Source organism: Pannonibacter anstelovis, assembly GCF_036881715.1.
Classification (GTDB): domain Bacteria; phylum Pseudomonadota; class Alphaproteobacteria; order Rhizobiales; family Stappiaceae; genus Pannonibacter; species Pannonibacter anstelovis.
In genome coordinates, this window is sequence record NZ_JBAKBF010000015.1 from 64,824 (window position 1) to 88,976 (window position 24,153).

A 24,153-nucleotide genomic window follows, 5' to 3' on the forward strand; every position below is an offset into this window, starting at 1 on the left:
GCTTCCCGGTGAGGGAAACGGCCTTGCCCGTCCTCTTGCGCCCATGATGGCTGCGCCGGCCCGCTGCATGAATGGACGATCCGCCGCAATCAGTTGGACAATTTGGCCGCAAGAGGCATCTGCGCTGCTGCCGGCGCTGGAATTTGCCGCCACTTTCCGCTAAATCCCCGGCCCATGACCAGAAACGCAAATATCCGCGATGAAGCCCTGAGCGTGGACGTGCGCCCGCCGGCCGTCATCCTGTGCGAACCGCAGCTTGGCGAGAACATCGGCACGGCCGCCCGTGCCATGGCCAACTTCGGCCTGACCGACCTGCGCATCGTCAACCCGCGTGACGGCTGGCCGAGCGAGAAGGCCCGCGCCGCCGCCTCCCGTGCCGACCACGTGATCGACAAGGTGCAGGTGTTCGACAGTGTCGAGGCGGCAATTGCCGATCTCACTCTTGTCTACGCCACCACCGCCCGCCCGCGGGAAGTCGCCAAGCCCGTGCGCGGTCCGGATGAGGCCGCGGCCAGGGTCGTGCCGCTGGGCGCCAAGGGCATGGCCACAGGCTATCTCTTCGGGCGCGAGCGCTGGGGCCTCAACAACGAGGAAGTGGCGCTGGCAGACGAAATCCTGACGCTGCCGGTCGATCCGAACTTCGCCTCGCTCAACATCGCCCAAGCGGTGCTTGTCTGCGCCTACGAGTGGCGCAAGACGGCAACTGCTGGTGCGCTGCCCTTCGGCCTTGATGTGGAATCCAACCCGCCGGCGGCCAAGGACGATATCCTGCGCCTGTTCGAGCATCTCGAAGGGGCGCTGGACCGGGTGTCCTTTTTCCGTCCCGTCGAGCGGCGGCCACACATTGTCCGCAATATCCGCAATATCTTCCAGAAGGCCACGCTGACCGACCAGGAAGTGAAGACGCTTCGCGGCATCATCGCGGCACTGGAAGGCCGGCCCACGCGGCCGCGCAAGGACCAGCCGGATGGCGCCCGCCGTGTCAGTGAGGACGGCGCGGGCGAAGAGGCTGCGCGAGAGGGTGACCACGAATGACAAAACCGGTGCTCGTCTTTGACTCAGGCATAGGCGGGCTCACGGTGCTGCGCGAGGCGAGGGTGCTGATGCCCGAGCGCAGCTTTGTCTATGTGGCCGACGATGCAGGCTTTCCCTATGGCAGCTGGGAGGAAGAGGCGCTGAAGGCGCGGCTCATCTCCCTGTTCCGCGATCTGCTGCACCGGTTTGACCCGGAAGTGGCGGTGGTGGCCTGCAATACAGCTTTCACCCTTGCCGGGGCGGATCTGCGAGCCGCCTTCCCGCACATGAAGTTCGTCGGCACGGTGCCAGCCATCAAACCGGCAGCCGAGCGCACCCGCTCCGGTCTCGTGTCGGTTCTGGCTACGCCCGGCACGGTGAAGCGCGCCTATACGCGCGATCTCATCCAGTCCTTTGCCAGCCAGTGCCATGTCCGGCTGGTCGGCTCGGTCAATCTCGCCAGCATGGCAGAGGCCTATATCCGGGGCGAGGGCGTTGATGACGAGGCACTGGCGGCTGAGATCCGCGATTGCTTCTATGAAAAAGAAGGCGCACGCACGGATATCGTTGTGCTGGCCTGCACCCATTACCCTTTCCTTGCCAATGTCTTCCGCCGCCTTGCCCCCTGGCCGGTGGACTGGATCGATCCGGCCGAGGCCATCGCCCGGCAGGCGCGGCGCATTGTGCCGGCGATGGAAGCGCTGCGCGCCGATTCCCGGCCTGACCGTGTGGTTTTCACGTCAGACTCGCCGGACTTTGCCACCCGCCGCCTAATGCAGGGCTTTGGCCTCTCCTTGCTGGTTTAGGAAAAACCGCAGGATTGCGCGCAAAAATGGCTGAGATGCCTGCCGCCATTTGACATTCGCCCTTGCCTCGTCTATGCACCCGCGATCCGTGCGGGGCTTTGCCTCGCCGGTCCACGCACCCGTGGGGTTTTCCGGCCGGCGCCGTTCAGCTGGACCCCTGTCGATCCTGTTCCTTGCGAACGGGGTAAAGGAGGGCGCGTTTCCTTATAAAATGAGCCAACCGACACAAGGAAACAGCGATGTCGAAGCGCCACAGCGTAAAGTACAAGATTGATCGCCGCATGGGCGAGAACATCTGGGGCCGCTCCAAGAGCCCGGTCAACAAGCGTGAATACGGCCCCGGACAGCACGGCCAGCGCCGCAAGGGCAAGCTCTCCGACTTCGGCGTGCAGCTGCGCGCCAAGCAGAAGCTCAAGGGCTACTACGGCAACATCTCCGAAAAGCAGTTCCAGAAGGTTTACACCGAAGCTTCGCGCATGAAGGGCGACAGCTCCGAGAACCTGATCGGCCTGCTGGAGCGCCGCCTGGACGCCATCGTCTACCGCGCCAAGTTCGTCCCGACCGTGTTCGCTGCCCGTCAGTTCGTCAACCACGGCCACGTCAAGGTCAACGGCAAGCGCGTCACCATCGCCAGCTACCGTTGCCGCCCGGGCGACGTCATCGAGGTCCGCGACCGCTCCAAGCAGCTCGCCATGGTTCTCGAGGCTTCCCAGTCGAGCGAGCGTGACGTGCCGGAGTACCTGGCTGCTGACCACAGCAAGATGACCGTCACCTTCACCCGCGTGCCGTCCTTCTCGGAAGTGCCGTACCCAGTGCAGATGGAACCGAACCTCATCGTCGAATTCTATTCGCGCTAAGGTTTCCAGCTCAGCTGGAGAAAAGGCCGCCCTCCGGGGCGGCCTTTTCGCATTTGGGGGGGTATCGCGGCTCACTACGCGGGCGTTTCGCTGAGGCCTGCCGCACATTCTGGGTCGCCCCGGACGGAGCTAAGCGGAGATCCGGGGCCTACTCGTTTGCAGAGAGATTCAGTTGTCTTACGCTGTGAGGCGAAGGGAGCTTGCTGACAATTGCCGCTGCACCGTACCTCAATCTCACCGCTCTGCGAGCGAGTAGGCCCCGGCTCGCGCTGCGCTTGGCCGGGGTGACTCAGTGCCTAACGTCCTGCGCTCCTGTCTTCAGGTGCTGCTGTCCTGGATGCGAACCCGCTCGCCCTCACACCTCCGGCACGGGCAGCCCGCGCACGAGGTCGCGCAGGCCCTGGGCGTAGGCCTGGCGCAGGGTGAGGAGGTAGGTGTCGTCCTCGCCGAAGGTGTGCAGGTGCTCTGCTGTCAGGCTGTCCTTGCCATAGACCATCAGGTCTATGGGAGGACCAACCGACAGATTGGAGCGGATGGTGGCGTCAAAGGAAAGCAGCGCCAGCTTGGCCGCTTCGGCAAGCGCTGTCTCCAGTGTCAGCAGCCGGTCAAGGATCGGCTTGCCGTATTTGGTCTCGCCGATCTGCAGGAAGGGCGTGCGCTCGGAGGCTTCCATGAAGTTGCCGGCGGAATAAACCTGGAACAGGCGCGGCTCCTCGTCGCGGATCTGGCCGCCGACGAGGAAAGAGGCTGCCGGATCACCATAGGGCTGCACGAAGCTGGCATCCCGGTTCAGCACGTCGCGCAGGGTGTCACCCACCTTCTGCGTGGCATCGAACAGCGTCAGCGACTGTGCCAGGTCACGGTGAAAATCACCGCTGCCATAGCTCTGCTTCAGCTGTGAGATCACAGCCTGCGTGGTCGCAAGGTTGCCCGCCGACAGCACGGTGATGACGCGCTCGCCCGGTGTCTCGAAGGTGGTCATCTTGGAAACGGTGGCGATCTGGTCAACACCCGCATTGGTGCGGGAGTCCGAGGCTAGGATCAGGCCGTTGCGAAGCAGGATGCCGAGGCAATAGGTCATGTCGAATTGCTCGCGATTTTTAAAACCACTGCTTACCATCTCGCAAGGAAATGACCTCGAGCCTAACGGGGGCGCAAATTTCATGCTGAAACCTGATTGTGTCGCAGGTTTCAGTAAGGTGCAGGTAATAATTCTGACGCAGGGTAATTTTATAAGAATTTTGCTTATGTGTGCGGACAACCTGCCAGAGGTGATAGACAATGAAGAAATTTCTGCTCTCAGTTACCGCTCTTGTGTGCTTCTCTGCTGTTTCAAACGCAGCGGAAATCACGTTGACGACGGAAGACTACAAGCCGTATAACTTCATGGAAGGTGACAAGATTGCCGGTATCGCTGCCGATCAAGTATTTGAACTGATGAAGCGCGCTGATGTGCCCTACAAGGCAGAGATGATGCAGTGGTCGCGCGCCCTTGGTCTGGCGGAGAAGGATGCCAACACCTGCGTCTTTAGCGCTGCGCACACCGCTGAACGTGACAAGCGGTTTGCCTGGGTCGAGCCGCTGTTCGTTGATCGCACACTGCTGATCCGCAAGGCAGGTTCGCCGATTGCCCCGGCGAATGTTGACGAGGCCAAGTCTTATAGCGTCGGCACACAGGCCAAGGATTACACCGAAGACCTCCTGAAGAACGCTGGTTTCCAGAAGATTGATCCGGCCAATAATCTGGAGCAGACCCTGAAGAAACTCGACGCAGGGCGCGTTGACTTGGTCGCCGTGTCCGGGTCCTATTTCGACAGCCTGAAGAAGGCTGGGGCGCCGGTCGAGGAGGCCTTTGTTCTCAACGAGATGACCCAGTCGATGGCCTGCAATCTGGGCACCGATACCGCAACCCTCGACAAGATGCGCGCTGCGCTGAAGTCGATGATCGACGACGGCACCCAGGCCGCAATTATCGCCAAATATCAGTAAGCTCGTCTGACTGTCACTTGCCTGATTTCCATCTGCAATCTCCCAAGACTCCCCTCAACTGGCCGCCCCACGGGGCGGCCTTTCTTTTTCGCCCGTCTCCGGCGTACCGAACCCTTTACAAAGCCGGAGTGGGGCGGCATAGCAGCATCAAACACCGCGCTGCGATAGCCGCGCCGGATCAGGACCGAGACCCGACATGACCACTGCACCAGAAAGCCAGATGCTGGAGGCGGACGAAGCCATCGATTCCGGCTGCCCGGTGATGCTGCGCAACGCGCCAACGACGGTGGAGTTCAAGAAGCTGCGCAAGCGTCTGCTGCGCGAGGTGCGGCAGGCCATTGACGATTACGGCATGGTGCCTGCGGATGCTGCCGTGAAGCGGCCGAAGTGGCTGGTGTGCCTTTCCGGCGGCAAGGACAGCTACACGCTGCTGGCCGTGCTGATGGACCTGAAGTGGCGCGGGCTGCTGCCGGTGGATCTTCTGGCCTGCAATCTCGATCAGGCTCAGCCGGGATTCCCGCCGGAGATTCTGCCCGCCTTCTTTGAAAAGAACGGCATCGAGAACATCATCGTTCGCGAGGACACGTTCTCCATCGTCACGTCGAAGATCCCTTCCCACAAGACCTATTGCTCGCTGTGCTCGCGCCTGCGCCGCGGCATTCTCTACCGCATCGCGCGGGAGCAGGGCTGCGAGGCCATCGTGCTGGGCCATCACCGCGAGGACATTCTGGAAACCTTCTTCATGAACCTCTTCCACGGCGGGCGCCTTGCCTCCATGCCGCCGAAGCTGGTCAATGACGAGGGCGACCTGATGGTGCTGCGCCCGCTCGCCTATTGCGCCGAAAGCGATGTGGCGAAGTTTGCCGCAGGCATGCAGTTCCCGATCATCCCCTGCAACCTCTGCGGCTCGCAGGACGGACTGCAGCGCGAGGAAGTGAAGCGCATGCTGATGGACTGGGAGCGCGTCTCCCCGGGCCGCCTCGGCGTCATGGCGCGGGCGCTTGCCCACACGCGTCCCTCCCACCTCCTCGACCGCACCCTCTTCGACTTTGCCTCCCTGCGCCCCGGCGAAAACAACGGCGGTGAAGCGCGCGATGCAGAAGAACCCTGCGGCGCCGGCCTTGCCATGACGCGCAATCTCTTCGCAGCGGAGTAGGGGGACGGAAAGTCTTGCAAAACAAAAAAGGCCGGAGCGTCTACCGCTCCGGCCTTTTTCAAGTGCTCACTCCAATTGCATCAGGCAGCTGTCGTGGGGATGCCTTTTTCGGTGAAGACGGCCTGGAGTTCCTGGTTCTGGAACATCTCGCGCACGATATCGCAGCCGCCGAGGAATTCGCCCTTGACGTAGAGCTGCGGGATCGTCGGCCAGTTGGAGAAGTCCTTGATGCCCTGGCGCAGGTCCGCATCTTCCAGCACGTTGATGCCCTTGTAGGGCACGCCGACGTAGTCGAGGATCTGCACGACCTGGCCGGAGAAGCCGCACTGCGGGAAGTTCGGCGTGCCCTTCATGAACAGCACGACATCGTTCGTCTCGACTTCGTTCTTGATCCAGTCCTGGATGCTCATTGCCTTGTCCTTCCGGGAAACCTGTCCCTGATGGGGCCGGGCTTGGGCCGGCCTGTGCGTTTACAAATCAACTGAAAGCAGACCGGGATTCAGCATCCGTCAGCCCTGTTTCAGTCCGTTGCTCAATCGGGGGCGCTGGTCTGGAGTGCGAGGGCGTGCAGGGTGCCGCCCATGTTGCCTTTCAGCGCCTGATACACCATCTGATGCTGCTGGACGCGGCTCTTTCCACGGAAGGATTCCGAGACCACGTTGGCGGCGTAGTGGTCGCCGTCGCCCGCCAGATCGCGCACCTCGACGGTTGCGTCGGGCAGGGCGGCCTTGATCAGGGTGATGATCTCGTTTGCGTCCATCGGCATGTGGTCAGTCCTCTTCCCTCTGAAGTTCCATCCGCGTATCGCGGGTCATGGCAGCCGTCAGCTGTCCGCCATGAAGCTGGGGAACCAATTCTCATGTGCTTCCTTGAGCTTTGCAACGGATATGGTGAGGATACCCTCGACAGTCAATTCACTGCCACCCACCACGCCGAGGCGCTCCACGGCTACGCCAGCGTCCAGGGCATCTTCCTCGATGCCATCAGCCTCGTCCGCCTTGACGGTGACCACGTAGCGGGCCTGATCCTCGCCGAAGAGAGCGGCATGAGCCTCGCCACTGACCTTCACCGTTGCGCCGAGGCGTCCGGACATGGCCATTTCAGCGAGGGCCACGGCCAGGCCGCCGGACGATATGTCATGCACGGCGGTGACGCGGGTCTCGCGGATCCAGCCGCGCACGAGATCGCCATTGCGGCGCTCGGCGGCAAGATCCACCGGCGGCGGAGCACCTTCCTCGCGGCCCAGCACCTCGTAGAGATACTGCGAGGCACCCAGATGCGTGCCGGTGCCGCCGATGAGGAAAATCACGTCGCCTTCCTCTGCAAAGGCCGCAGAGGCGCGCACATTCACATCCGGCAGCAGGCCGACACCGGCAATGGCCGGGGTTGGCAGGATCGCCTGGCCATGGGTCTCGTTGTAGAGCGAGACGTTGCCCGAGACGATCGGGAAGTCCAGCGCGCGGCAGGCCTCGCCGATGCCTTTGATGCAGAAGACGAACTGGCCCATGATTTCCGGCTTCTCGGGGTTGCCGAAGTTCAGGTTGTCGGTCACGGCCAGCGGCTCGGCGCCGGTGGCCGACAGGTTGCGCCAGACTTCGGCCACGGCCTGCTTGCCGCCCTCGAAGGGATCGGCCTCGCAGTAGCGCGGCGTCACGTCGGCGGAGAAGGCAAGGCCCTTGCCGGCAGCATTGACGCGGATGACACCGGCGTCGCCGCCCGGGCGGGCTGCGGTGTTGCCCTGGATCAGCGTGTCATACTGCTCGTAGACCCAGCGGCGGGAGGAGCCATTGGCACCGCCCACCAGCTGCAGCAGCGCTGCTGCATAGTCGGCAGGGGCGGGAATGCTGGCTGCATCCAGAACCGGGCGCTTGACCGGCTCCACCCAGGGGCGGTCATATTCGGGGGCCTCGTCGCCCAGCTCCTTGATCGGCAGGTCGGCCACGACCTCGCCCTGATGCTTGACGATGAAGCGCAGTGTATCGGTTGTCTTGCCGACGATGGCAAAGTCCAGGCCCCACTTGCGGAAGATGGCGGCGGCTTCCTGCTCCTTTTCGGGGCGCAACACCATGAGCATGCGCTCCTGGCTTTCCGACAGCATCATCTCATAGGCGGTCATGCGCTCTTCGCGCACCGGCACCTTGTCGAGGTCCAGCTCGATGCCGAGGTCGCCCTTGGCGCCCATTTCGACGGCGGAGCAGGTAAGGCCAGCCGCACCCATGTCCTGAATGGCGATCACGGCGCCAGTGGCCATCAGCTCAAGGCAGGCTTCCAGCAGGCACTTTTCGGTGAAGGGGTCACCCACCTGCACGGTCGGGCGCTTTTCCTCGATGGTGTCATCGAATTCGGCCGAGGCCATGGTTGCACCGCCAACGCCATCGCGGCCGGTCTTGGCGCCGAGATAAACGACCGGCAGGCCGACGCCTTCGGCCTTGGACAGGAAAATGCCGTCCTTCTTGGCAAGGCCTGCGGCAAAGGCGTTGACGAGGCAGTTGCCGTTGTAGCGCGGATGGAACTCCACCTCGCCGCCAACCGTCGGCACGCCGAAGGAATTGCCATAGCCGCCGACACCGGCAACGACGCCGGAGACAAGGTGGCGGGTGCGCGGATGATCCGGCGCGCCGAAGCGCAGGGCATTCATGGCTGCCACCGGACGCGCGCCCATGGTGAAGACGTCACGCAGAATGCCGCCCACGCCCGTCGCCGCGCCCTGATAGGGCTCGATGTAGGACGGGTGGTTGTGGCTTTCCATCTTGAAGACGATCACATCGTCATCGCCAATGTCCACGACGCCGGCATTCTCGCCCGGGCCCTGCACCACGCGCTCGCCGGTGACGGGCAGGGTCTTCAGCCACTTCTTTGAGGACTTGTAGGAGCAATGCTCGTTCCACATGGCCGAGAAGATGCCGAGTTCGGTGAAGGTCGGCTCGCGGCCGATCAGATCCAGAATGCGCTGGTATTCGTCGGGCTTCAGGCCGTGGGCCGCGACGAGATCTGGCGTGATTTTGATGTCGTTGGGGATCATGGGCGTCCGCAGTCGTCTGGCAAGGTCGTGCCGGGGATGATGTTCGGGGCCGGTTTAACAGATCATCGGCGGGAATGGGAGACCATTGCGCGGTTTCCGGCGGCTATTTTGGCAGAAGTGTGAAGCCGGATATTCGTCCCGTTCACGGGCAGGCGGCGGATGGCCGCGCGGCGGAGCTGAACGCGTTTGCCGGCACAGGGTCCATTGCCTGCAGCTGCCGGTACAGAGCGCTGGCGTCAGGTATTTTACGCACGCATGTTACAGCCGGACTTAAGGGTTGCTTCACGGATTTACCAATATTTCTCAGCGCGATATCCTTGGGAGGTCATGATGTTTGGCTTGAAGTCTGCAACGCCCGCCATCGCGGTGAAGCAGCCAGAATTTGATGTAGCGGCGCTTGTGGGGGCATTGCGTGCCGTTGAAGGGCACCTTGATCTTCAAGGAACCGGCAGCCTGCCGGCTGAAGTCGTCTCGGCGCTTGTTTCGCTGAAGGCGGCTCTTGACCGGGAGAACGAAACTCAGCTGCAGCAGACGGTGGATTACTCGTTGCAGGCCAGCCGCGCCATGGCGGCGACGGCGCGTATCACTGGTGAAATCCGTGAGACGGACAATCGCGCCCGGACAATTTCCGGCGGGGTTGATGAGCTGACGGCCTCCATCGAGCAGATCGCAGCGACGGCAAGCGAAGCGGCTTCTTCCATGGAAGAGGCTCATTCCGTACTGGATGGCGGAGCTGCGGCCACGCGCAATGCTGCGGTGTCATCCCGCCGTATCGGCGATTCGTTTGACCGGATGAGCGAGGGTGCCCGGCAGCTTGCGGCTGCGGCCGAGCAGATCGGCATGTTTGTGTCGACCATTGACGGCCTTGCCCAGCAGACGAACCTTCTGGCGCTGAACGCCACCATCGAAGCCGCGCGTGCCGGCGAAGCCGGTAAGGGCTTTGCCGTGGTGGCCAGCGAAGTGAAGCAGCTCTCCGGCCAGACCCAGAAGGCAACGGATGACATCCGCGCCCGCATCGAGCGTCTGCAGGTGCATGTCTCGGAGGTTCTGGACACTGTCTCGATGGTGCAGGACCTCGTGGGCTCCAGCGTGGAGCAGGCTGAAGAAGCTGCCGAGAAGATCGGTTCTGTCTTGGGGCATGTCGGCTCCAACAGCTCCCGCATGACTGCCATTTCCGGCCTGTTGCAGGCGCAGAGCGAAGCGGTGCGGGAGATTGCCGAAGGCATTCATGCCGTTGCAAGCCATTCGCAGGCGGCAAGCCGCTATGCTGATGATGTCATCAAGGCGGTTGGCAGTTCCGAAGCGGTGATCAACACCCAGTTTGCCAGCCTGGAAGGGCGCAATGTGCGCAACTACGTGCTGCACCGGGCAAAGTCAGATCATCTTCTTTGGAAGAAGCGGCTGTCTGAAATGCTTGTCGGCCTCAACAGCCTGAAGAGCGCGGAGCTTTCGGATCATCACCAGTGCCGTCTGGGCAAGTGGTATGACGCGGTGTCCGACAAGGCGCTTCGCTCCAATCCTGCCTTTACCGCCCTTCTGCCAGTGCATGAGGCGGTCCATGCCCACGGCAAGAAGGCTGCAGATTTGCATGCAAAGGGGGATGTGAAGGGCGCCGAAGCTGAAATCGCTGCGATGGAACGGGCTTCGGACGACGTCCTGTCCCGCATCGACGCCCTGTTGCGGGCCACGCGCTGATCTTTCGTGGAGGCTTTCCCGTTCAGGGGAAGGCCTCCACTCTACTCGAAGCTGTCGTAACCGGTGCTGGCATTGCGCAACAGGTCGCGGATGATGCCGAGGCCCTTGATCAGTTCTTCCCGTGTGTGGGTGTTGCTGGTGCCGAGCCGAACCCGGTGATAGACGCGGGCGCTGCGGCCGGTCTTGAACTCGTCCTCGTCATCCACGAGCACCCCTTGCGCGGCGGCGGCGGTCTTGAAGGTGCCGGACATCCAGGGCTCCGGCAGCTTCAGCCAGATGAAGGGCGTCTGCGGGGAGGCGTTGAAGGTCTGTCCGGCCAGAAGGCCCTGCGTGATCTCGTGCCGGGCTGCCAATTCCTGCAAGATACGCTGCCGCAAATCATCCGCAGCGCCGGAAAGCACGAGCCGGGCGGCCAGTTCCGCCATCAGGAAGCACAGGCCTCCCGTGAGCATGTTATGCGCCGTGAACAGCCGCTGCGCGTGGCTGGGCGGAGAAGCGATCCAGCCTCCGCGAATCCCTGCCGAGACGGACTTGGACAGCGAACCCACATGGAAGGTCCGTTCCGGAGCAAGTGCTGCAAAGGGCGATATGCCGTCTGCATGCAGGGAGCCGTAGACCTCATCCTCGATGATCCAGAGATTGTGCTCGCGTGCGATGGCAATGATCTCTGCCTGGCGTGCCGCGCCCATCTGGCCCAGCGTCGGATTATGCACGGTCGGCATAAGGAAGATGGCACGTGGATGCTGCTGCGCGCAAAGGCGGGCCAGATCCTCCGGAATTGGCCCTTCGTCATCGCGCGCCACGGCCACCGGCTGGCGGCCGGTCAGGGTGACGCCTCTTGCGATGGAGCTGTAGGTCAGCTCCTCAAAGACCACCCGGTCACCCGGCATTGTGGTGGCGCTGATAATGGCCATCAGCCCGCCGCGTGCACCCGTGGTGGGCACAATTGTTTCTGACGCTGGCGTCCAGCCGCAGCGGGCAAGCCACTGCTGACCGGCCAGCCGCCAGCTGTCCGGAACCAGCCGGGTGTAGCTGGCGATCTCATGCGGCATTTCGCGGGCTATTCCGGATATGACCCGTTCAATCGCCTGTGCCTGCCCGACTTCCGGCGCGGAGGTGCTGTCCAGCCGCAAGGCGCCGGTCGGGGCGACAGACGTCCGGGTGCCGCCAAAGCCCGGATCCGGATTGGCCATCGCCAGATGTGTCCAGGCTGGGGTGCTGACAGGCGTGACAACCGGCTTTTCTTCAAGCGGGCGAAACAGTGCGGGGGAGGCGATTCCATTTACCGGCACGGCGCCCGCCGGCGCTGCGCTGCTGCCCAGCACATAGGTGCCCCGGCCAACTTCGCCGCTCACCAGCCCGCGCTCGCGCACGATGCCATAGGCACGGCCCACAGTGCCGACGGTGACGCCCAGATCATAGGCGAGGTCCCGCTGCGGCGGCAGCTTCGCGCCGGCAGGCAGTGCGCCAGAGACGATGTCATCCGCAATGCGCTGCGCGAGGCGCACATAGAGCGGGCCTTTCCCTTGCGGGAGTTCAGGGAGCCAATTTGTCATGGTGACAATTCTATATCTTGCACCGAAAAGTGAGTCAATTCATACAACGGCCATAGGGGCAATGAAGCGAAATTGTATCAATTGTATCTCTTGGAGGATCACATGTCCCACGTTCATCAGTGCGAAGAGCCAGAAATTGTCTTGAGGGAAGCGCTTCCGGCGCGCAGCGTCTCCGGTTTGCTCAAGGCTGTGATCTCGACGCTGGCCATGTGGCTGACTGTTGGCCGGACACGGGCGCAACTGTCTGAACTGACAGATGATGAGCTGGCCGATATCGGCATCACCCGGGAGCAGGCGGCGCAGGAGGCTGCGCGGCCTTTCTGGGTCTACCGGGAGCGTCCGCGCGACTGATACCCGTATCGTGCGGTGCCTGCCGGTCAATCCTGTTGCGTTCTGGCTGTGGCCAGAATGCAGAGCAGCTCGAACATGAGCGAAGCACCGAGCCACGCGGTGCCTCCCGAAGGATCAAAGGGAGGGGATACCTCCACCAGATCGGCACCCACAACATTGACGCCTGCCAGCCGGCGGATCAGCCGCTGGGCCTGAAACGAGGTTATGCCTCCGATTTCCGGTGTGCCGGTGCCGGGGGCAAATGCGGGGTCGATCACGTCGATATCGAAGCTGATGTAGGCCGGTGTTCTCCCCACCCGCTCGCGTGCCTCAGCCATCACGTGATCGACTCCGCGCTCCATCAGCTCCTCGATCATGATGATGCGCACGCCCTGCGCCTCGCCCCATTCGATATCTTCCCCGTCATACATCGTGCCGCGAATGCCGATCTGCACGACGCGCTCCGGGTCCAGCAGCTCCTCTTCGATGGCGCGTCGGAAGGGCGTGCCGTGGGTGTAGCGGAAGCCGCCGAAATAGCTGTCAAACAGGTCGGTGTGGGCATCGAAATGGATCATGCCCAGCGGTCCGCTGCGGGCCAGAGCCCTGAGGACCGGCAGCGAGACCAGATGATCGCCGCCTGCTGTGAGCGGCGTGATTCCGAGATCGACGATCTGGTCATAGAAGCCGGTGATCCGCGCCAGCGCATCCTGTACGTCGGCCGGATTGACCGGTGCATCGCCCAGATCGGCACAATTGGCCAGACCGAAGGGATTGACCCTCGTGTGCGGATGCACCTGCCGGATCATGGTGGAGAGGTCGCGCAGCTGGCGCGGGCCGTGGCGGGCACCAGTCCGGTTGGTGGTGCCGCCATCCCAGGGCACGCCGATGAGGCCGATGTCGACGCGCTCAGCTTCCGGCGAGGCAATGTTCACATGCGGCAGGCGCATGAAGGTGGGAATGCCGGCGAAACGCGGCAGCTCGAACCCGGATACCGGCTGAAAGAATGTGTCGTCCATGCTGTGCCCCTTGCCCGTTTTTCCCAGCATGCCCGGTGGGGGCAGGGAAGGACAAGGGGATTTCAGCGCCAGTCCTGACGCTCAAGCCCTGCCAGATCGTCCGAGAGGTCTTCGAAGCGCTTTGCCGCCTGTGCGGCGGCATCACGGACACCAAGTGTGTAGAAGGCGCTGCCGGCTTCTTCAGCCAGAAAGTCCAGCAGCCGCAGAGCGTCCATGTTGCCCAGATCCACGTCCAGCTCATCCCGGCAGAAATCCGAAACACGGCTGGCAATCCGGGTCTGCAGGTCACGGGGGAGTTCCAGCTTCTTCATGGATCTTTCCCCTTGTCCTGGCTGCCTCAGGCCACCAGCTGGCCGAGCAGGCTTTCGAAGATCTTGCGGCCATCGGTGCCGCCCTGCAGGTCTTCGATGAGGTTTTCCGGATGCGGCATCATGCCGAGCACGTTGCCGGCCTTGTTCATCACGCCTGCGATATCGTTGATCGAGCCATTCGGGTTGCAGCCGTTGGCATAGCGGAACACCACCTGGCCGTTGTCCTCGATGGCTTTCAGCGTTTCAGCATCAGCGAAGTAGTTGCCATCGTGATGGGCGATCGGGCAGCGCCAGACCTCACCCTGCCGGAAGGCATTGGAGAAGGCCGTCTTGGCGTTGACCGTTTCCAGCTCGATTTCCTTGCAGATGAACTTCAGCCCGGCATTGCGCATCAGCGCGCCCGGCAGCAGGCCTGCCTCGGTGAGGATCTGGAAGCCGTTGCACACGCCAAGCACATGCACGCCCTTGGCGGCACGGGCGATCACTTCCTGCAACACAGGTGAGCGGGCGGCAATGGCACCGGCGCGCAGGTAGTCGCCATAGGAAAAGCCGCCGGGGATGACGATCAGGTCCACATCCGGAATGTCCGTGTCCGTGTGCCAGACCGTTGCGGGCTTCTGGCCGGTGATCTGCTCCAGTGCATAGAGCATGTCACGGTCGCGGTTGAGGCCGGGGCAGAGGATGACGGCGGACTTCATGGCAGGCTTCCCGTGTGTCGTCCTGGCGGACTGCGGCGGATCGGATGGGCCTCGGCGGCCCTTGCAAACTCTAGAGCAGCAGGAGCACAGCAAGGAGGCTGAGCGCTGCCGGCAGCAGGAAGAAGATGGCGGCCTTGATCAGGAGAAAGCGGATCGCCTTTTGTGCATCCGGATCCATGGCCGCAGCCTCATTCTGCCTCAGAGGATTTCGATGGCGTAGTTCTCGATGACGGTGTTGGCGAGCAGCTTCTCGCACATGGCGGTCAGCTCCTCGCGGGCCTTGGCCGCATCGCGGTCGCTCAGCTCCACGTCGAAGACCTTGCCCTGGCGCACGCCATTGATGCCGTCAAAGCCGAGAGCGCCGAGCGCCCCTTCGATGGCCTTGCCCTGGGGGTCCAGAACGCCGTTCTTCAGGGTGACGGTGACACGTGCCTTCATCGCTCTCGTCTTTCCGTTAATCGCCATGGCCAATGCGGCCCTTTTCTGCCGCGCTGCTTACACCAACCAGCCCCGTGACGGAAGGGGCTTCGCCCCAGTCCCTGCAGGAAGTTGCAGATAGAGGCCTGCAAACACAAAAGGCCCCGTCCGGCAGAAGCTGGACGGGGCCTTGGGGGTGTTGAGCCTTACTGGACGAGCGTCGGGCCGGAGCCGTTCGGGCGCTCGTTGTCGTTCAGGATGCCGAGACGGCGTGCGACTTCCTGATAGGCTTCCAGCATTCCGCCCATGTCGCGGCGGAAGCGGTCCTTGTCCATCTTGTCGTTGGTGGCGATATCCCACAGACGGCAGCTGTCCGGGGAGATTTCGTCCGCAACGACGATGCGCATCATGTCACCTTCGAACAGGCGGCCGCATTCGATCTTGAAATCGACAAGGCGGATGCCGACGCCGAGGAACAGGCCGGACAGGAAATCGTTGACGCGGATGGCGAGCGCCATGATGTCGTCGAGTTCCTGCGGGGTGGCCCAGCCAAAGGCGGTGATGTGCTCTTCAGCGACCATCGGGTCGTTGAGGGCGTCGTTCTTGTAATAGAACTCGATGATGGAGCGCGGCAGCTGCACGCCTTCCTCGATGCCGAGGCGGGTGGCGAGCGAACCGGCTGCAACATTGCGCACCACGACTTCGAGCGGGATGATCTCGACTTCGCGGATCAGCTGCTCGCGCATGTTCATCCGGCGGATGAAATGGGTCGGAATGCCCATGCCATTCAGCTGATTGAAGATGTATTCGGAGATGCGGTTGTTAAGCACGCCCTTGCCGTCCACGATCTCGTGCTTTTTGGCGTTGAAGGCAGTTGCATCGTCCTTGAAATGCTGGATCAAGGTTCCTGGCTCAGGGCCCTCATAGAGGATCTTGCCCTTGCCTTCATAGATACGCCGGCGGCGATTCATGGGCACGTACCGTGTTTGCTTGAGAAAATCCATCGATGCGGGAAACTCCTATGCGTACGATTCTGAAGTGGCGCAAGTGCTGGCCATTTCCTTCAACATCGACAATCAGCCCCGCATTAGCGGCGCGGAACTTAAACGATCCTTTGCAAAAGTACAATGGAGCCGGGGTAATCATTTGAGGGAGCTGCTCACGTCGCGGCAATCTCTGCGCTAGTGCGTTGATTTGCATCATTGCCGGGGATATGCAGAGCGCGGAACAGATACCATATGAGTGGGGCCACGCAGGTGGTTGAAAGTTTGCTGTCTGCACAAGAGGAGGCATTTCATGAGCACGTTTGACGGTCGTGGGGAGAGTTTCGAAAACAAGTTCGCTCATGACGAGGAACTGCGCTTCAAGGCGACCGCCCGGCGCAACAAGCTTCTGGGCCTGTGGGCTGCTGAAAAGCTTGGGCTTTCTGCTGCAGCGGCAGATGACTACGCAAAGGAAGTGGTGCGTGCCGATTTCGAGGAAGCAGGCGACGACGACGTCTTCCGCAAGATCCGCGCCGATTTTGACAAGGGGCACGTGGACCAGTCCGATCATCAGATCCGCCGCACCATGGATGAACTGATGCACACCGCGATCGATCAGATCCAGAAGGGCATCTGAAGCGCCATCGTGTTGGACGCATGAAAGAACCCCCCGTGCCGGCGGTACGGGGGTTTTTTGCTGCGCATGGGGATGGCAGGCGGATAACGCCCGATTCTGTCTTGCCGGGTTGTCTGACATCTTGTCTGATGGGGATTAGAACAGGGAGGCCCAGATGGCAGACAGGAAGACACTCGCAGCACGGTTCAAGGCGGATGAAACGGTGGTGACGGCCTGGTCCGTGCTGCCGGCGCCTGTGGTGGCGGAGGCTATGGCGCGGGCGGGCTTTGGCGCGGTGACACTGGACATGCAACACGGCATCCATGATGCGGGCAGCATCCGTGATTGTCTGGCCGCAGTTGCGCTGGGCGGGGCGCACCGGATCGTCCGTATTCCCGTGGGGGGCAATGCCATGGCCAGCCGTGCCGCCGATGCAGGGGCCGAGGCGGTGATTGCACCGATGATCAACTCTGCGGACGACGCCAAAGCCTTTGCCGATGCGATGAAGTATCCGCCGCTGGGCAGCCGCAGCTGGGGGCCTGTGCGCGCCTCGATGCTGGCAGGGCAAACCATGCCGGAGTATCTTGCCAGCGCCAACAGCGAGGTTCTGGCCTTTGCCATGATCGAAACACCCGAGGCCGTCGCCGCGCTGGATGACATTCTGGCTGTCCCGGGCATTGACGGGGTGTTCGTTGGACCGGGCGACCTGTCGCTGACGCTGTCCAAAGGCGCTGCGCTCAATCCCCACAGCGAGGCCGTGCGGGAGGCCGCAGAACTGATCATCCGCAAGACCCGTGCCGCCGGGCGATTTGCGGGCTATTTCTGCATGACGCCGGAGGATGTAAAGGCGGCTGAGGCGATGGGCTACCGTCTGCTCGCCCACGGCATGGATCTGCCGGTCATTCAGGGCGCCTTCCGCGACACTCTGGCACGGCTTGCTTGATCCGGATCAAGGACCATACGGTTCTGCCGGCGCAATTTGGCATGGAAGATTACCGGCATGGGGCAGTGGCGCCCGGACGGCAGGCGCGGTGATCTGAATGCTGCGGCGCGCTCCTGCGCGCCGTGCATCCATAACCGGAGCCTGTGTCATGTGGAAGCTTGCCGCGATTCTCTTCATCATCATCGGACCGACAATGGCCGGCATCGGCGCCCTGGTGCCGCTGTCGGTCTATGGTCTCGATCATTTCAATCCGCTGATGCTGGCAGGAGCGGCTGCCTGCGGCCTGCTTCTGGCCATTCCGGCCAGCGTCCTGGCTGGCAAGCATATCCGCGACATGATCCAGCCCCGCAACCGGGTTGCGTGAGGGGTCTGAAGGCTGTCTCGGGAAGGCTGAAAGGCCTTCCCGTCTCCGTGCAGACCCGGACCCCGCTCGATGAGGCGCCCCATGGAGCGAGGGTGTAATTACATCCGCGCCATGAAATGGGCGAAGGACATCATGCCTTCGGGCCAGGGGCCGTGGCCGCTTTCAAGGTTGATGTGGCCAACGTGGCCAGCATCCTGGAACGTGGCGCCCCAGCTGTGGGCAAACCCCTTGGCAACCTCAAAATCGCAGTACTGATCGTTTTGGCTTGCGACCACATGGGTGCGGAAGGGCAGGGGCATTCGCGGCACCGGCACGAAGTCGCCACCGTCAAAGGCGGGCACGAGGCCGGGGCGGTCCCAGTCGGACGGAGCCACGAGGAAGGCGCCCTTGACCTTGTCCTTTGGCAGCACATGGGCGCCATGGGCGACCAGGATGCAGCCAAGGGAATGGGCGACCAGCACCACTGGGCGCTCCGCCGCCTCGATGGCCGCCAGCAGCGTTTCCATCCAGACCTTCTTCGAGGGCGTGAACCAGTCGCCCTGTTCCACCACCCGCGCGTTGGCCATCTTCTCTTCCCACCGGCGCATCCAGTGACCGGGGTCACTGTTGGCATAGCCGGGAATGAGCAGGATGTCGGCGTCGGCGATCTTCATGGGTCAGCTTTCCCCGAAGACGCGCTTGAAGATCACGTCCACGTTCTTGGTGTGATAGCCAAGGTCGAACCGGTCGCGGATCTGGTCTTCCGACAGGTACTGGCGCACGTCTGCATCGTTCAGCAGCTCGCTCAGGAAGTCCACACCGGCAGCGCCGGAGACCTGATAGCTTTCCCAGACCTTCATGGCGTTGCGCTGTACCAGACGGTAGGCATCCTCACGCGAGGAGCCGGCCTGGGTGAGGGCGAGCAGGATGCGCTGGGAATGCACGAGGCCGCCGAGACGGTCCATGTTGCCCATCATGCGCTCCGGATAGACCAGCAGCTTGTCGATGACGCCGGTGAGGCGGGCCAGTGCAAAGTCGAGGGTGACGGTGGCATCCGGGCCGATCATGCGCTCGACGGAGGAGTGGGAGATATCCCGCTCGTGCCACAGGGCGACGTTTTCCATTGCCGGAATGGAGAAGCCGCGCACGAGGCGGGCAAGACCGGTGAGGTTTTCGGTCAGCACCGGGTTGCGCTTGTGCGGCATGGCGGAAGAACCCTTCTGGCCGGGGGAGAAATACTCCTCCGCTTCCAGAACTTCCGTGCGCTGCAGATGGCGGATCTCGGTTGCAACGCGCTCGATAGACGAGGCGATGACGCCCAGGGTCGCGAAATACATGGCGTGACGGTCACGCGGGATGACCTGCGTGGAGACCGGCTCGGCCTTGAGGCCCATAGCCTGCGCCACATGCTCTTCCACACGCGGGTCGATGTTGGCGAAGGTGCCGACAGCGCCTGAGATGGCGCAGGTGGCGATCTCCTCACGCGCATTCATCAGGCGCACCCGGCAGCGGTCGAACTCGGCATAGGCCTCGGCCATCTTGAGGCCGAAGGTAACCGGCTCGGCATGGATGCCATGCGAACGGCCGATGCAGACCGTGTCCTTGTGCTCGAAGGCGCGGCGCTTGATGGCGGCCAGCAGCGCATCCATGTCCTTCAGCAGAAGGTCGGTGGCGCGCACCAGCTGCACGTTGAAGCAGGTGTCCAGCACGTCCGAGGACGTCATGCCCTGGTGAACGAAACGGGCATCAGGGCCGACGATCTCGGCCAGATGGGTGAGGAAGGCGATAACGTCGTGCTTCGTCTCGCGCTCGATCTCGTCAATGCGCTCGATGTCGAATGTGGCCGCGCCGCCCTTTTCCCAGATGGTCTGTGCAGCCTCTTTCGGGATGACACCGAGATCTGCCAGCGCGTCGCAGGCATGGGCCTCGATCTCGAACCAGATGCGGAACTTCGTCTCGGGAGACCAGATGGCAACCATGTCAGGGCGGGAATAGCGCGGGATCATCGCGGGTCCTCATTCTGGGAAAACTGGCTGGGGTCTATCAGAGACCGCCGCTTATCTCAATGCAGGTATGGGCGTTGCTATGCCTGTTTTGCATCCGTTGATGCCGTCAGCCGCCGGGCCAGCGGGCGCACCAGATAGGGCAGGGTGTAGATCGGCAGCTGTCCAAGGCCGAAATAGAGCCAGGCAAGGTCCGGCAGCGTGCCGCCGAGGGCGGCCACCATCAGGCCCATGTTCCGGTTTCCGGCCGAATAGGCGATGACGAAGGCGTCGCTGCGCAGGGCGGGGGCGAAGACGAGCATTGTCAGCAGGGCTTGTGTCAGTGTCACGCAATAGGTGAGGGCGGCGATGCCAAGGGAGACCACCGGACGGCTGGCAAAGCTTGCCGCTACACCGTCCATGACGGCGACGGCGAAGAAGAACAGCAAAAGCACGTTGCCGCCGCTGATCACATCTTGCGCTGCCGCGATCCTTGCTTCACCCGCCAGCCGCCGCAGCAGCGCGGCAACGGCCATGGATCCGGCCAGCAGGCCGAAGAGCTTGAGGCCCAGTGTCAGGCTGTCGAGCGGCAGCGCCTCGCCGAGAATGAGATAGGCGGTGAAGGGGGCGGTGAGGGGCACCAGAAGCATCGACAGGGTCAGAACCGTGAGGCTGAGCGCGCCGTCCAGCTTCAGGAAATACATGAAGGCAGGCGAGGACATGATGGCTGGTGCTGCCGTGACGATGAACAGTGCCATGGCGAGATCGGGCGCGGCCTCCCGCAGGCCTGCCGCCGAGGCAAGGAGAGCGGCGCCCGCAGGCAGCAGAAGCATCATCCAGAGGCTGGCTGCCAGCACCAGCCCAGGACGGCGCAGCCGGGCCAGAACGGCGGTCTGGTCCACTTTCAGGAAGGCCAGCACCAGCAGCGCAAAAATGGCCTCGGAGACAAAGGGGCGCGCCAGGGAGGAGAGGCCCGGCAGCACCATGCCGGCGAAGGCACTCAGGGCCACAGCGCCCGTGCCCCGGCGGCCCAGCCAGCCGAGCGCGCCTGTGAGGGAAAGGGCCATGCGGTAATTCTCTCCTTTAGGTGTTGGCGAAAGAGGCTATAAGCGTCAGAATGTTAAGCAATTCGTGCGGATAAGGGCAGGGCTGGAAGGGTGGCAGGTGCGCACAGTTGACGTCATCGTGCTTGGCGCCGGCATGGTCGGAACCTCGACCGCCCTGCAGTTGCAGCGACGGGGGCTTGATGTTGCCCTTGTCGACCGCCGCCAGCCCGGCGAAGAGACGTCCCATGGTAATGCCGGGATCATTGAGCGCAACGGATTCCTGCCGCCTGCTTTCCCCGGGGATGCGAAATTCCTGCTCAACATTGCGCTGGGACGCTGGCCGGGTGCCAATTACAGCCTTCCTGCCGTGCTGCGGCTGATGCCCTGGCTGATGGCGTTCCGCCGCCATGGCAGCCGCACGGGCGTGCAGCGCCTTGCCCATGCGATGAATGCGCTGGAGGCCTATGCTGCCGGCGAGCACAGGGTGCTGGCAGAAGCTGCTGAGGCATTGAAATACTACCGGCAGACCGGCGCCATCAGTCTCTACCGGACGGAGGCAGGTTTCGAGGCGACGGCGGCCGAGCGCCACTATGCCCGTATCTTCGGCGTTGATTATCACGAGCTGGATGAGCTCGATCTCAATGAACTGGAGCCCTGGCTAACGGCGGATGGCTGCCGGGGCATCTTCTGGCCCGAGACCGAATCGGTCTCCAATCCTGGCGCTGTTACCAAGGCCTTTGCCCGGTCGCTGGCAGAGAAGGGCGGGGAGATCATGACCGGGGATGCAAGGCGCCTGACGCGATCGCAAGGGGGGTGGGCCATCGCCACGGACAAGGGGCCGGTGCGCGGGCGCGCCGCCGCGCTGTGCCTGGGGCCATGGTCCATGGATATCCTTAAGGGTTTCGGCTACCGCTTCCCGCTTGCCGTCAAGCGCGGCTACCACCAGCACTACAAGGCCAGAGCCGGGGCGGGGCTGTCGCGGCCCGTAGTGGATGCGGAAATGGGATATGTTCTGGCGCCGATGGAAAAGGGGATCCGCCTGACGACGGGCATTGAACTGGCCGAACGGGATGCGGCGCCAACGCCGGTGCAGGTGGAGCGGGCCTTCCGCAAGGCACGCGAGATCTTTCCGTTGACGGTTCCTGCCGAACCGGGTGCCTGGATGGGCTCACGCCCCTGTCTCCCGGACAGCCTGCCGGTGCTGGGCGCTGCCCCCGGCGAGAGCGGCCTCTGGCTCAACTTCGGCCATGGCCACTGCGGTTTCACGCTGGGGCCGGTCACCGGGCATATCCTCGCCGATCTCATCACCGGCGTGCCGCCGGTCATCGACCCTGCGCCCCTGTCGCCTCTCCGGTTTCTGTAACGCCCTTTCCCGGTGAGCTTGATGCGCCGGGAAAGGGGGGAGCTTTTGGCGCTTGAGGATCTCAACGCCTTGGCATCAGAAGCGGATGCCCGCCCCGGCCTTTGCGGTGAGGGACGTGCTGCCGTCTCCCTCCACATTGACTTTCACGCCCGCGTTGAGGCGCCATCTGGAGCCATCAGTCAGCGTCAGGCTGCCTTGAGCTGCGCCAAAGGCCCCATGGCCCCCAAGCCCTGCATAACCGCCCGTGAGTTCAAGCGCGGGCGTCAGCAGCAAGCCACTGTCCAGAACGAACAGCCGCGCCAGTTCAAGTGCACCGCTGACCCGCAGCTGCTCTTCGATGAAGCCGTCCATGAGGATCTGGTCACCGGCACCGTTCCGGACCCCATAGTCCTTGACCGTCTCTGAGAGATAGACCGCCCGCAGGGTGGGGGAGAGCGTCGTGGCTGCGTCTAGATTCCACTCACCGGACAAAGCTGTATCTGCCATCCAGCGTGTGGTGTCGAAACTGCCGTCCCAGAACTCCGTGTCAATGTCGTTGGAAGACCCGCCAAGGAACAGCCGCGTATCCCAGAAGACGTTCCGGTAGACCTCAATGGAGGCATAGGGGCCGGCCAGCCAGCCATTGCCGCTCAGCCGTGCCCCGTCAGGGGTGGGGTCACTCATGCGGTCATAGTGGAAAGAGACGCCAAGCAGGGCCCAGTCGGCCAGAAGATAGTCGGCACCGGCGGAGAGCATGGCAAAGCTTCCCCAGCGGCCGTCATTCTGCTTGCGTGTATGGGCAGAAGCAGTGCCCTGGATCCAGACGTTGAATGCCAGCGGCTCTGCCTTGAGATCCGGGGTGAGCGCATTGCTGGCCGCATTCATCTGCTCCAGGCTTGTGGCAAATCCAAGGGACACGCCACGCTGCGACGGGGTGAAACGCATGCTGACGATCTCATCAGCCGTCTGCATCCGCCGCCTGTCACGCAGGCCTGGCACCTTGGCGGAGCTGGCGATGAGGCCCTGACGGGTCCGCACAAAGCCCCTTACAAGACTGTCGATCTCTGCAGCGACCTTTTGCGGGTTGTATCCGAGATTGTAGATCACGCTGCCCGTGTTCGAGACGCCGAGGTCGCTGGTCAGCGAGAAGCGAATGGTAACTTGTCCGGAATAGGCCGGGTCAGGCGTAAACTTCAGATAGAAGCCTGCTGAGCCGCCGCCGCCAGCCTGGGCGAACTGGCTGTTTACAATCCGTGCCGTCCCTGCATTTGCGGGCTCGACCGAGAGAAGGCTGGCATCAATGAACGGCCCTCCGGTCGCCCCTGTGGCGAGATTGACGTTGCCGGGCGCCGATCCGGCGGGAACGGTCACGACCTTGTCGGTCACGGTGACGGCCCGTTTCTTCACTTCCAGGGTGTAGGCAGCCGAAGCAAGCGCGTTGTTGGCATCGCTCACCTGAATGGTGAAACTGTAGCTGCCTTCCGTGTCTGCATTGAGCGGTCCGTTCAGCGCGCCGGTCGAAACGTTCAGGACCATGCCGGGAGGCAGAGCCCCGGCGCTGACGCTGAAGAGATAGGGGCCGGTGCCACCGCTCACCGTGATGGTGGTGGTGTAGTCCTCCCCGGCCATGGCCTCGGGTAGGGCACCGCCTGCGGGCGCGAAGCTGATTGATGCGGGCGCTGCGTTCACATTGAGGCTATATGCTGCGTCTCCAGTATCGTTGTTGGCGTCCGTCGCGGTGATGGTGAAGTTCGCGGTGCCTGCGCTCGTCGGTGTGCCGGTCAGCTCGCCTGTTCCGGCAAGTGTGAGGCCTGCAGGCAGGGCACCGCTGGTAACAGCATAGGAATAGGGGCCCGTGCCACCGGATGCGGTGAAGGTCTGGCTGTAGGCAGTGCCCGCCTGAGCGGCTGTGAGCCCGCCTGCCGCAGGTGACAAGGCAATGCTTGCCGGTGGCGCGGCACGATTGACAGTGACCGTGTAGGTCTGGGTTGTGACGCCATCCTGCGCGGTGCCCACGACGGTGATGGTGTT

The 24,153-nt window shown here is 63.0% G+C and carries 26 protein-coding genes; 11 read left to right on the plus strand and 15 right to left on the minus strand.

Annotation, left to right across the window (positions count from 1 at the left end):
• The first annotated feature begins 174 nt into the window (after positions 1-174).
• From V6L75_RS19050 to rpsD, 3 genes are all read left to right on the plus strand, one after another.
• Positions 175-1,035: an RNA methyltransferase gene (locus V6L75_RS19050; RefSeq protein WP_334253059.1), complete on the plus strand. Its 861-nt coding sequence runs from the start codon at positions 175-177 to the stop codon at positions 1,033-1,035.
• Positions 1,032-1,820: a glutamate racemase gene (gene murI / locus V6L75_RS19055; protein WP_334253060.1), complete on the plus strand. Its 789-nt coding sequence runs from the start codon at positions 1,032-1,034 to the stop codon at positions 1,818-1,820. Before V6L75_RS19050 ends, murI begins: the two co-directional genes overlap by 4 nt.
• A 239-nt stretch (positions 1,821-2,059) precedes the next feature.
• Positions 2,060-2,677: a 30S ribosomal protein S4 gene (gene rpsD, locus V6L75_RS19060; protein ID WP_055453829.1), complete on the plus strand. Its 618-nt coding sequence runs from the start codon at positions 2,060-2,062 to the stop codon at positions 2,675-2,677.
• Positions 2,678-3,032: 355 nt separating this feature from the next.
• On the opposite strand, the gene V6L75_RS19065 is transcribed toward rpsD, so the two are convergent.
• Entirely contained in the window at positions 3,033-3,758 is a 726-nt protein-coding gene (locus tag V6L75_RS19065; protein WP_334253061.1) for a proteasome-type protease, read from the minus strand.
• A 272-nt stretch (positions 3,759-4,030) separates the two neighbouring features.
• Here V6L75_RS19065 and V6L75_RS19070 point away from each other — a divergent pair, with 272 nt between their 5' ends.
• Together V6L75_RS19070 and ttcA are read left to right on the plus strand one after the other, a co-directional pair.
• A complete protein-coding gene (locus V6L75_RS19070) occupies positions 4,031-4,666 on the plus strand; it encodes a substrate-binding periplasmic protein (RefSeq protein WP_334253062.1) in 636 nt (211 codons plus the stop codon).
• A gap of 196 nt (positions 4,667-4,862) precedes the next feature.
• Positions 4,863-5,822, plus strand: a complete 960-nt coding sequence (ttcA, locus tag V6L75_RS19075; protein WP_334253063.1) for a tRNA 2-thiocytidine(32) synthetase TtcA — start codon at positions 4,863-4,865, stop codon at positions 5,820-5,822.
• 80 nt (positions 5,823-5,902) lie between these two features.
• Here ttcA and grxD read toward each other — a convergent pair whose 3' ends face one another.
• From grxD to purL, 3 genes are all read right to left on the minus strand, one after another.
• Positions 5,903-6,232, minus strand: coding sequence for a Grx4 family monothiol glutaredoxin (gene grxD / locus V6L75_RS19080; protein ID WP_334253064.1), 330 nt, complete (start codon positions 6,230-6,232; stop codon positions 5,903-5,905).
• Between the two features lie 122 nt (positions 6,233-6,354).
• Positions 6,355-6,588, minus strand: a complete 234-nt coding sequence (locus V6L75_RS19085) for a BolA family protein (protein ID WP_050472653.1) — start codon at positions 6,586-6,588, stop codon at positions 6,355-6,357.
• A gap of 57 nt (positions 6,589-6,645) precedes the next feature.
• Entirely contained in the window at positions 6,646-8,844 is a 2,199-nt protein-coding gene (gene purL / locus V6L75_RS19090; RefSeq protein WP_334253065.1) for a phosphoribosylformylglycinamidine synthase subunit PurL, read from the minus strand.
• 330 nt (positions 8,845-9,174) lie between these two features.
• Between purL and V6L75_RS19095 the strand changes: the two genes are divergently transcribed.
• Positions 9,175-10,539, plus strand: a complete 1,365-nt coding sequence (locus V6L75_RS19095; protein ID WP_334253066.1) for a methyl-accepting chemotaxis protein — start codon at positions 9,175-9,177, stop codon at positions 10,537-10,539.
• 41 nt (positions 10,540-10,580) lie between these two features.
• Here V6L75_RS19095 and V6L75_RS19100 read toward each other — a convergent pair whose 3' ends face one another.
• Positions 10,581-12,095, minus strand: coding sequence for an aminotransferase-like domain-containing protein (locus V6L75_RS19100; RefSeq protein WP_334253067.1), 1,515 nt, complete (start codon positions 12,093-12,095; stop codon positions 10,581-10,583).
• A 102-nt stretch (positions 12,096-12,197) separates the two neighbouring features.
• Here V6L75_RS19100 and V6L75_RS19105 point away from each other — a divergent pair, with 102 nt between their 5' ends.
• Positions 12,198-12,446: a DUF1127 domain-containing protein gene (locus V6L75_RS19105; RefSeq protein ID WP_334253068.1), complete on the plus strand. Its 249-nt coding sequence runs from the start codon at positions 12,198-12,200 to the stop codon at positions 12,444-12,446.
• A 26-nt stretch (positions 12,447-12,472) separates the two neighbouring features.
• Here the strand turns inward: V6L75_RS19105 and speB are convergent, their stop codons facing one another.
• The 6 genes from speB to purC form a co-directional block, all read right to left on the minus strand.
• The gene (gene speB / locus V6L75_RS19110; RefSeq protein WP_334253069.1) at positions 12,473-13,441 is read right to left on the minus strand and encodes an agmatinase; all 969 of its coding nucleotides are present in this window, start codon (positions 13,439-13,441) and stop codon (positions 12,473-12,475) included.
• A 62-nt stretch (positions 13,442-13,503) separates the two neighbouring features.
• A complete protein-coding gene (locus tag V6L75_RS19115) occupies positions 13,504-13,752 on the minus strand; it encodes a DUF2164 domain-containing protein (RefSeq protein ID WP_055453820.1) in 249 nt (82 codons plus the stop codon).
• A gap of 26 nt (positions 13,753-13,778) precedes the next feature.
• A complete protein-coding gene (gene purQ / locus V6L75_RS19120) occupies positions 13,779-14,450 on the minus strand; it encodes a phosphoribosylformylglycinamidine synthase subunit PurQ (protein WP_334253070.1) in 672 nt (223 codons plus the stop codon).
• A gap of 70 nt (positions 14,451-14,520) precedes the next feature.
• Positions 14,521-14,628, minus strand: coding sequence for a phosphoribosylformylglycinamidine synthase-associated small membrane protein (locus V6L75_RS19125; protein ID WP_334253071.1), 108 nt, complete (start codon positions 14,626-14,628; stop codon positions 14,521-14,523).
• Between the two features lie 20 nt (positions 14,629-14,648).
• The gene (purS, locus tag V6L75_RS19130) at positions 14,649-14,888 is read right to left on the minus strand and encodes a phosphoribosylformylglycinamidine synthase subunit PurS (RefSeq protein ID WP_019964623.1); all 240 of its coding nucleotides are present in this window, start codon (positions 14,886-14,888) and stop codon (positions 14,649-14,651) included.
• A 185-nt stretch (positions 14,889-15,073) separates the two neighbouring features.
• Positions 15,074-15,871 (minus strand): phosphoribosylaminoimidazolesuccinocarboxamide synthase, encoded by a 798-nt coding sequence (purC, locus tag V6L75_RS19135; RefSeq protein WP_019964626.1) that lies wholly within the window; start codon positions 15,869-15,871, stop codon positions 15,074-15,076.
• 292 nt (positions 15,872-16,163) lie between these two features.
• Between purC and V6L75_RS19140 the strand changes: the two genes are divergently transcribed.
• The 3 genes from V6L75_RS19140 to V6L75_RS19150 all read left to right on the plus strand — a co-directional run bounded on the left by V6L75_RS19140 (position 16,164) and on the right by V6L75_RS19150 (position 17,773).
• The gene (locus tag V6L75_RS19140) at positions 16,164-16,487 is read left to right on the plus strand and encodes a DUF1476 domain-containing protein (RefSeq protein ID WP_334253072.1); all 324 of its coding nucleotides are present in this window, start codon (positions 16,164-16,166) and stop codon (positions 16,485-16,487) included.
• Positions 16,488-16,641: 154 nt separating this feature from the next.
• The gene (locus V6L75_RS19145; protein WP_334253073.1) at positions 16,642-17,409 is read left to right on the plus strand and encodes an HpcH/HpaI aldolase family protein; all 768 of its coding nucleotides are present in this window, start codon (positions 16,642-16,644) and stop codon (positions 17,407-17,409) included.
• Between the two features lie 148 nt (positions 17,410-17,557).
• Complete coding sequence (locus V6L75_RS19150) at positions 17,558-17,773, plus strand: hypothetical protein (RefSeq protein WP_334253074.1); 216 nt, start codon at positions 17,558-17,560, stop codon at positions 17,771-17,773.
• Between the two features lie 98 nt (positions 17,774-17,871).
• Here the strand turns inward: V6L75_RS19150 and V6L75_RS19155 are convergent, their stop codons facing one another.
• From V6L75_RS19155 to V6L75_RS19165, 3 genes are all read right to left on the minus strand, one after another.
• The gene (locus V6L75_RS19155) at positions 17,872-18,426 is read right to left on the minus strand and encodes an RBBP9/YdeN family alpha/beta hydrolase (RefSeq protein WP_334253075.1); all 555 of its coding nucleotides are present in this window, start codon (positions 18,424-18,426) and stop codon (positions 17,872-17,874) included.
• A 3-nt stretch (positions 18,427-18,429) separates the two neighbouring features.
• Complete coding sequence (gene purB, locus V6L75_RS19160; protein ID WP_334253076.1) at positions 18,430-19,758, minus strand: adenylosuccinate lyase; 1,329 nt, start codon at positions 19,756-19,758, stop codon at positions 18,430-18,432.
• Between the two features lie 77 nt (positions 19,759-19,835).
• Positions 19,836-20,801 (minus strand): sodium:proton symporter, encoded by a 966-nt coding sequence (locus tag V6L75_RS19165; protein ID WP_334253077.1) that lies wholly within the window; start codon positions 20,799-20,801, stop codon positions 19,836-19,838.
• A 97-nt stretch (positions 20,802-20,898) separates the two neighbouring features.
• Between V6L75_RS19165 and V6L75_RS19170 the strand changes: the two genes are divergently transcribed.
• A complete protein-coding gene (locus V6L75_RS19170) occupies positions 20,899-22,143 on the plus strand; it encodes an NAD(P)/FAD-dependent oxidoreductase (protein WP_334253078.1) in 1,245 nt (414 codons plus the stop codon).
• 75 nt (positions 22,144-22,218) lie between these two features.
• On the opposite strand, the gene V6L75_RS19175 is transcribed toward V6L75_RS19170, so the two are convergent.
• A partial coding sequence (locus V6L75_RS19175) for a putative Ig domain-containing protein (protein ID WP_334253079.1) occupies positions 22,219-24,153 on the minus strand: 1,935 nt, incomplete at its 5' end.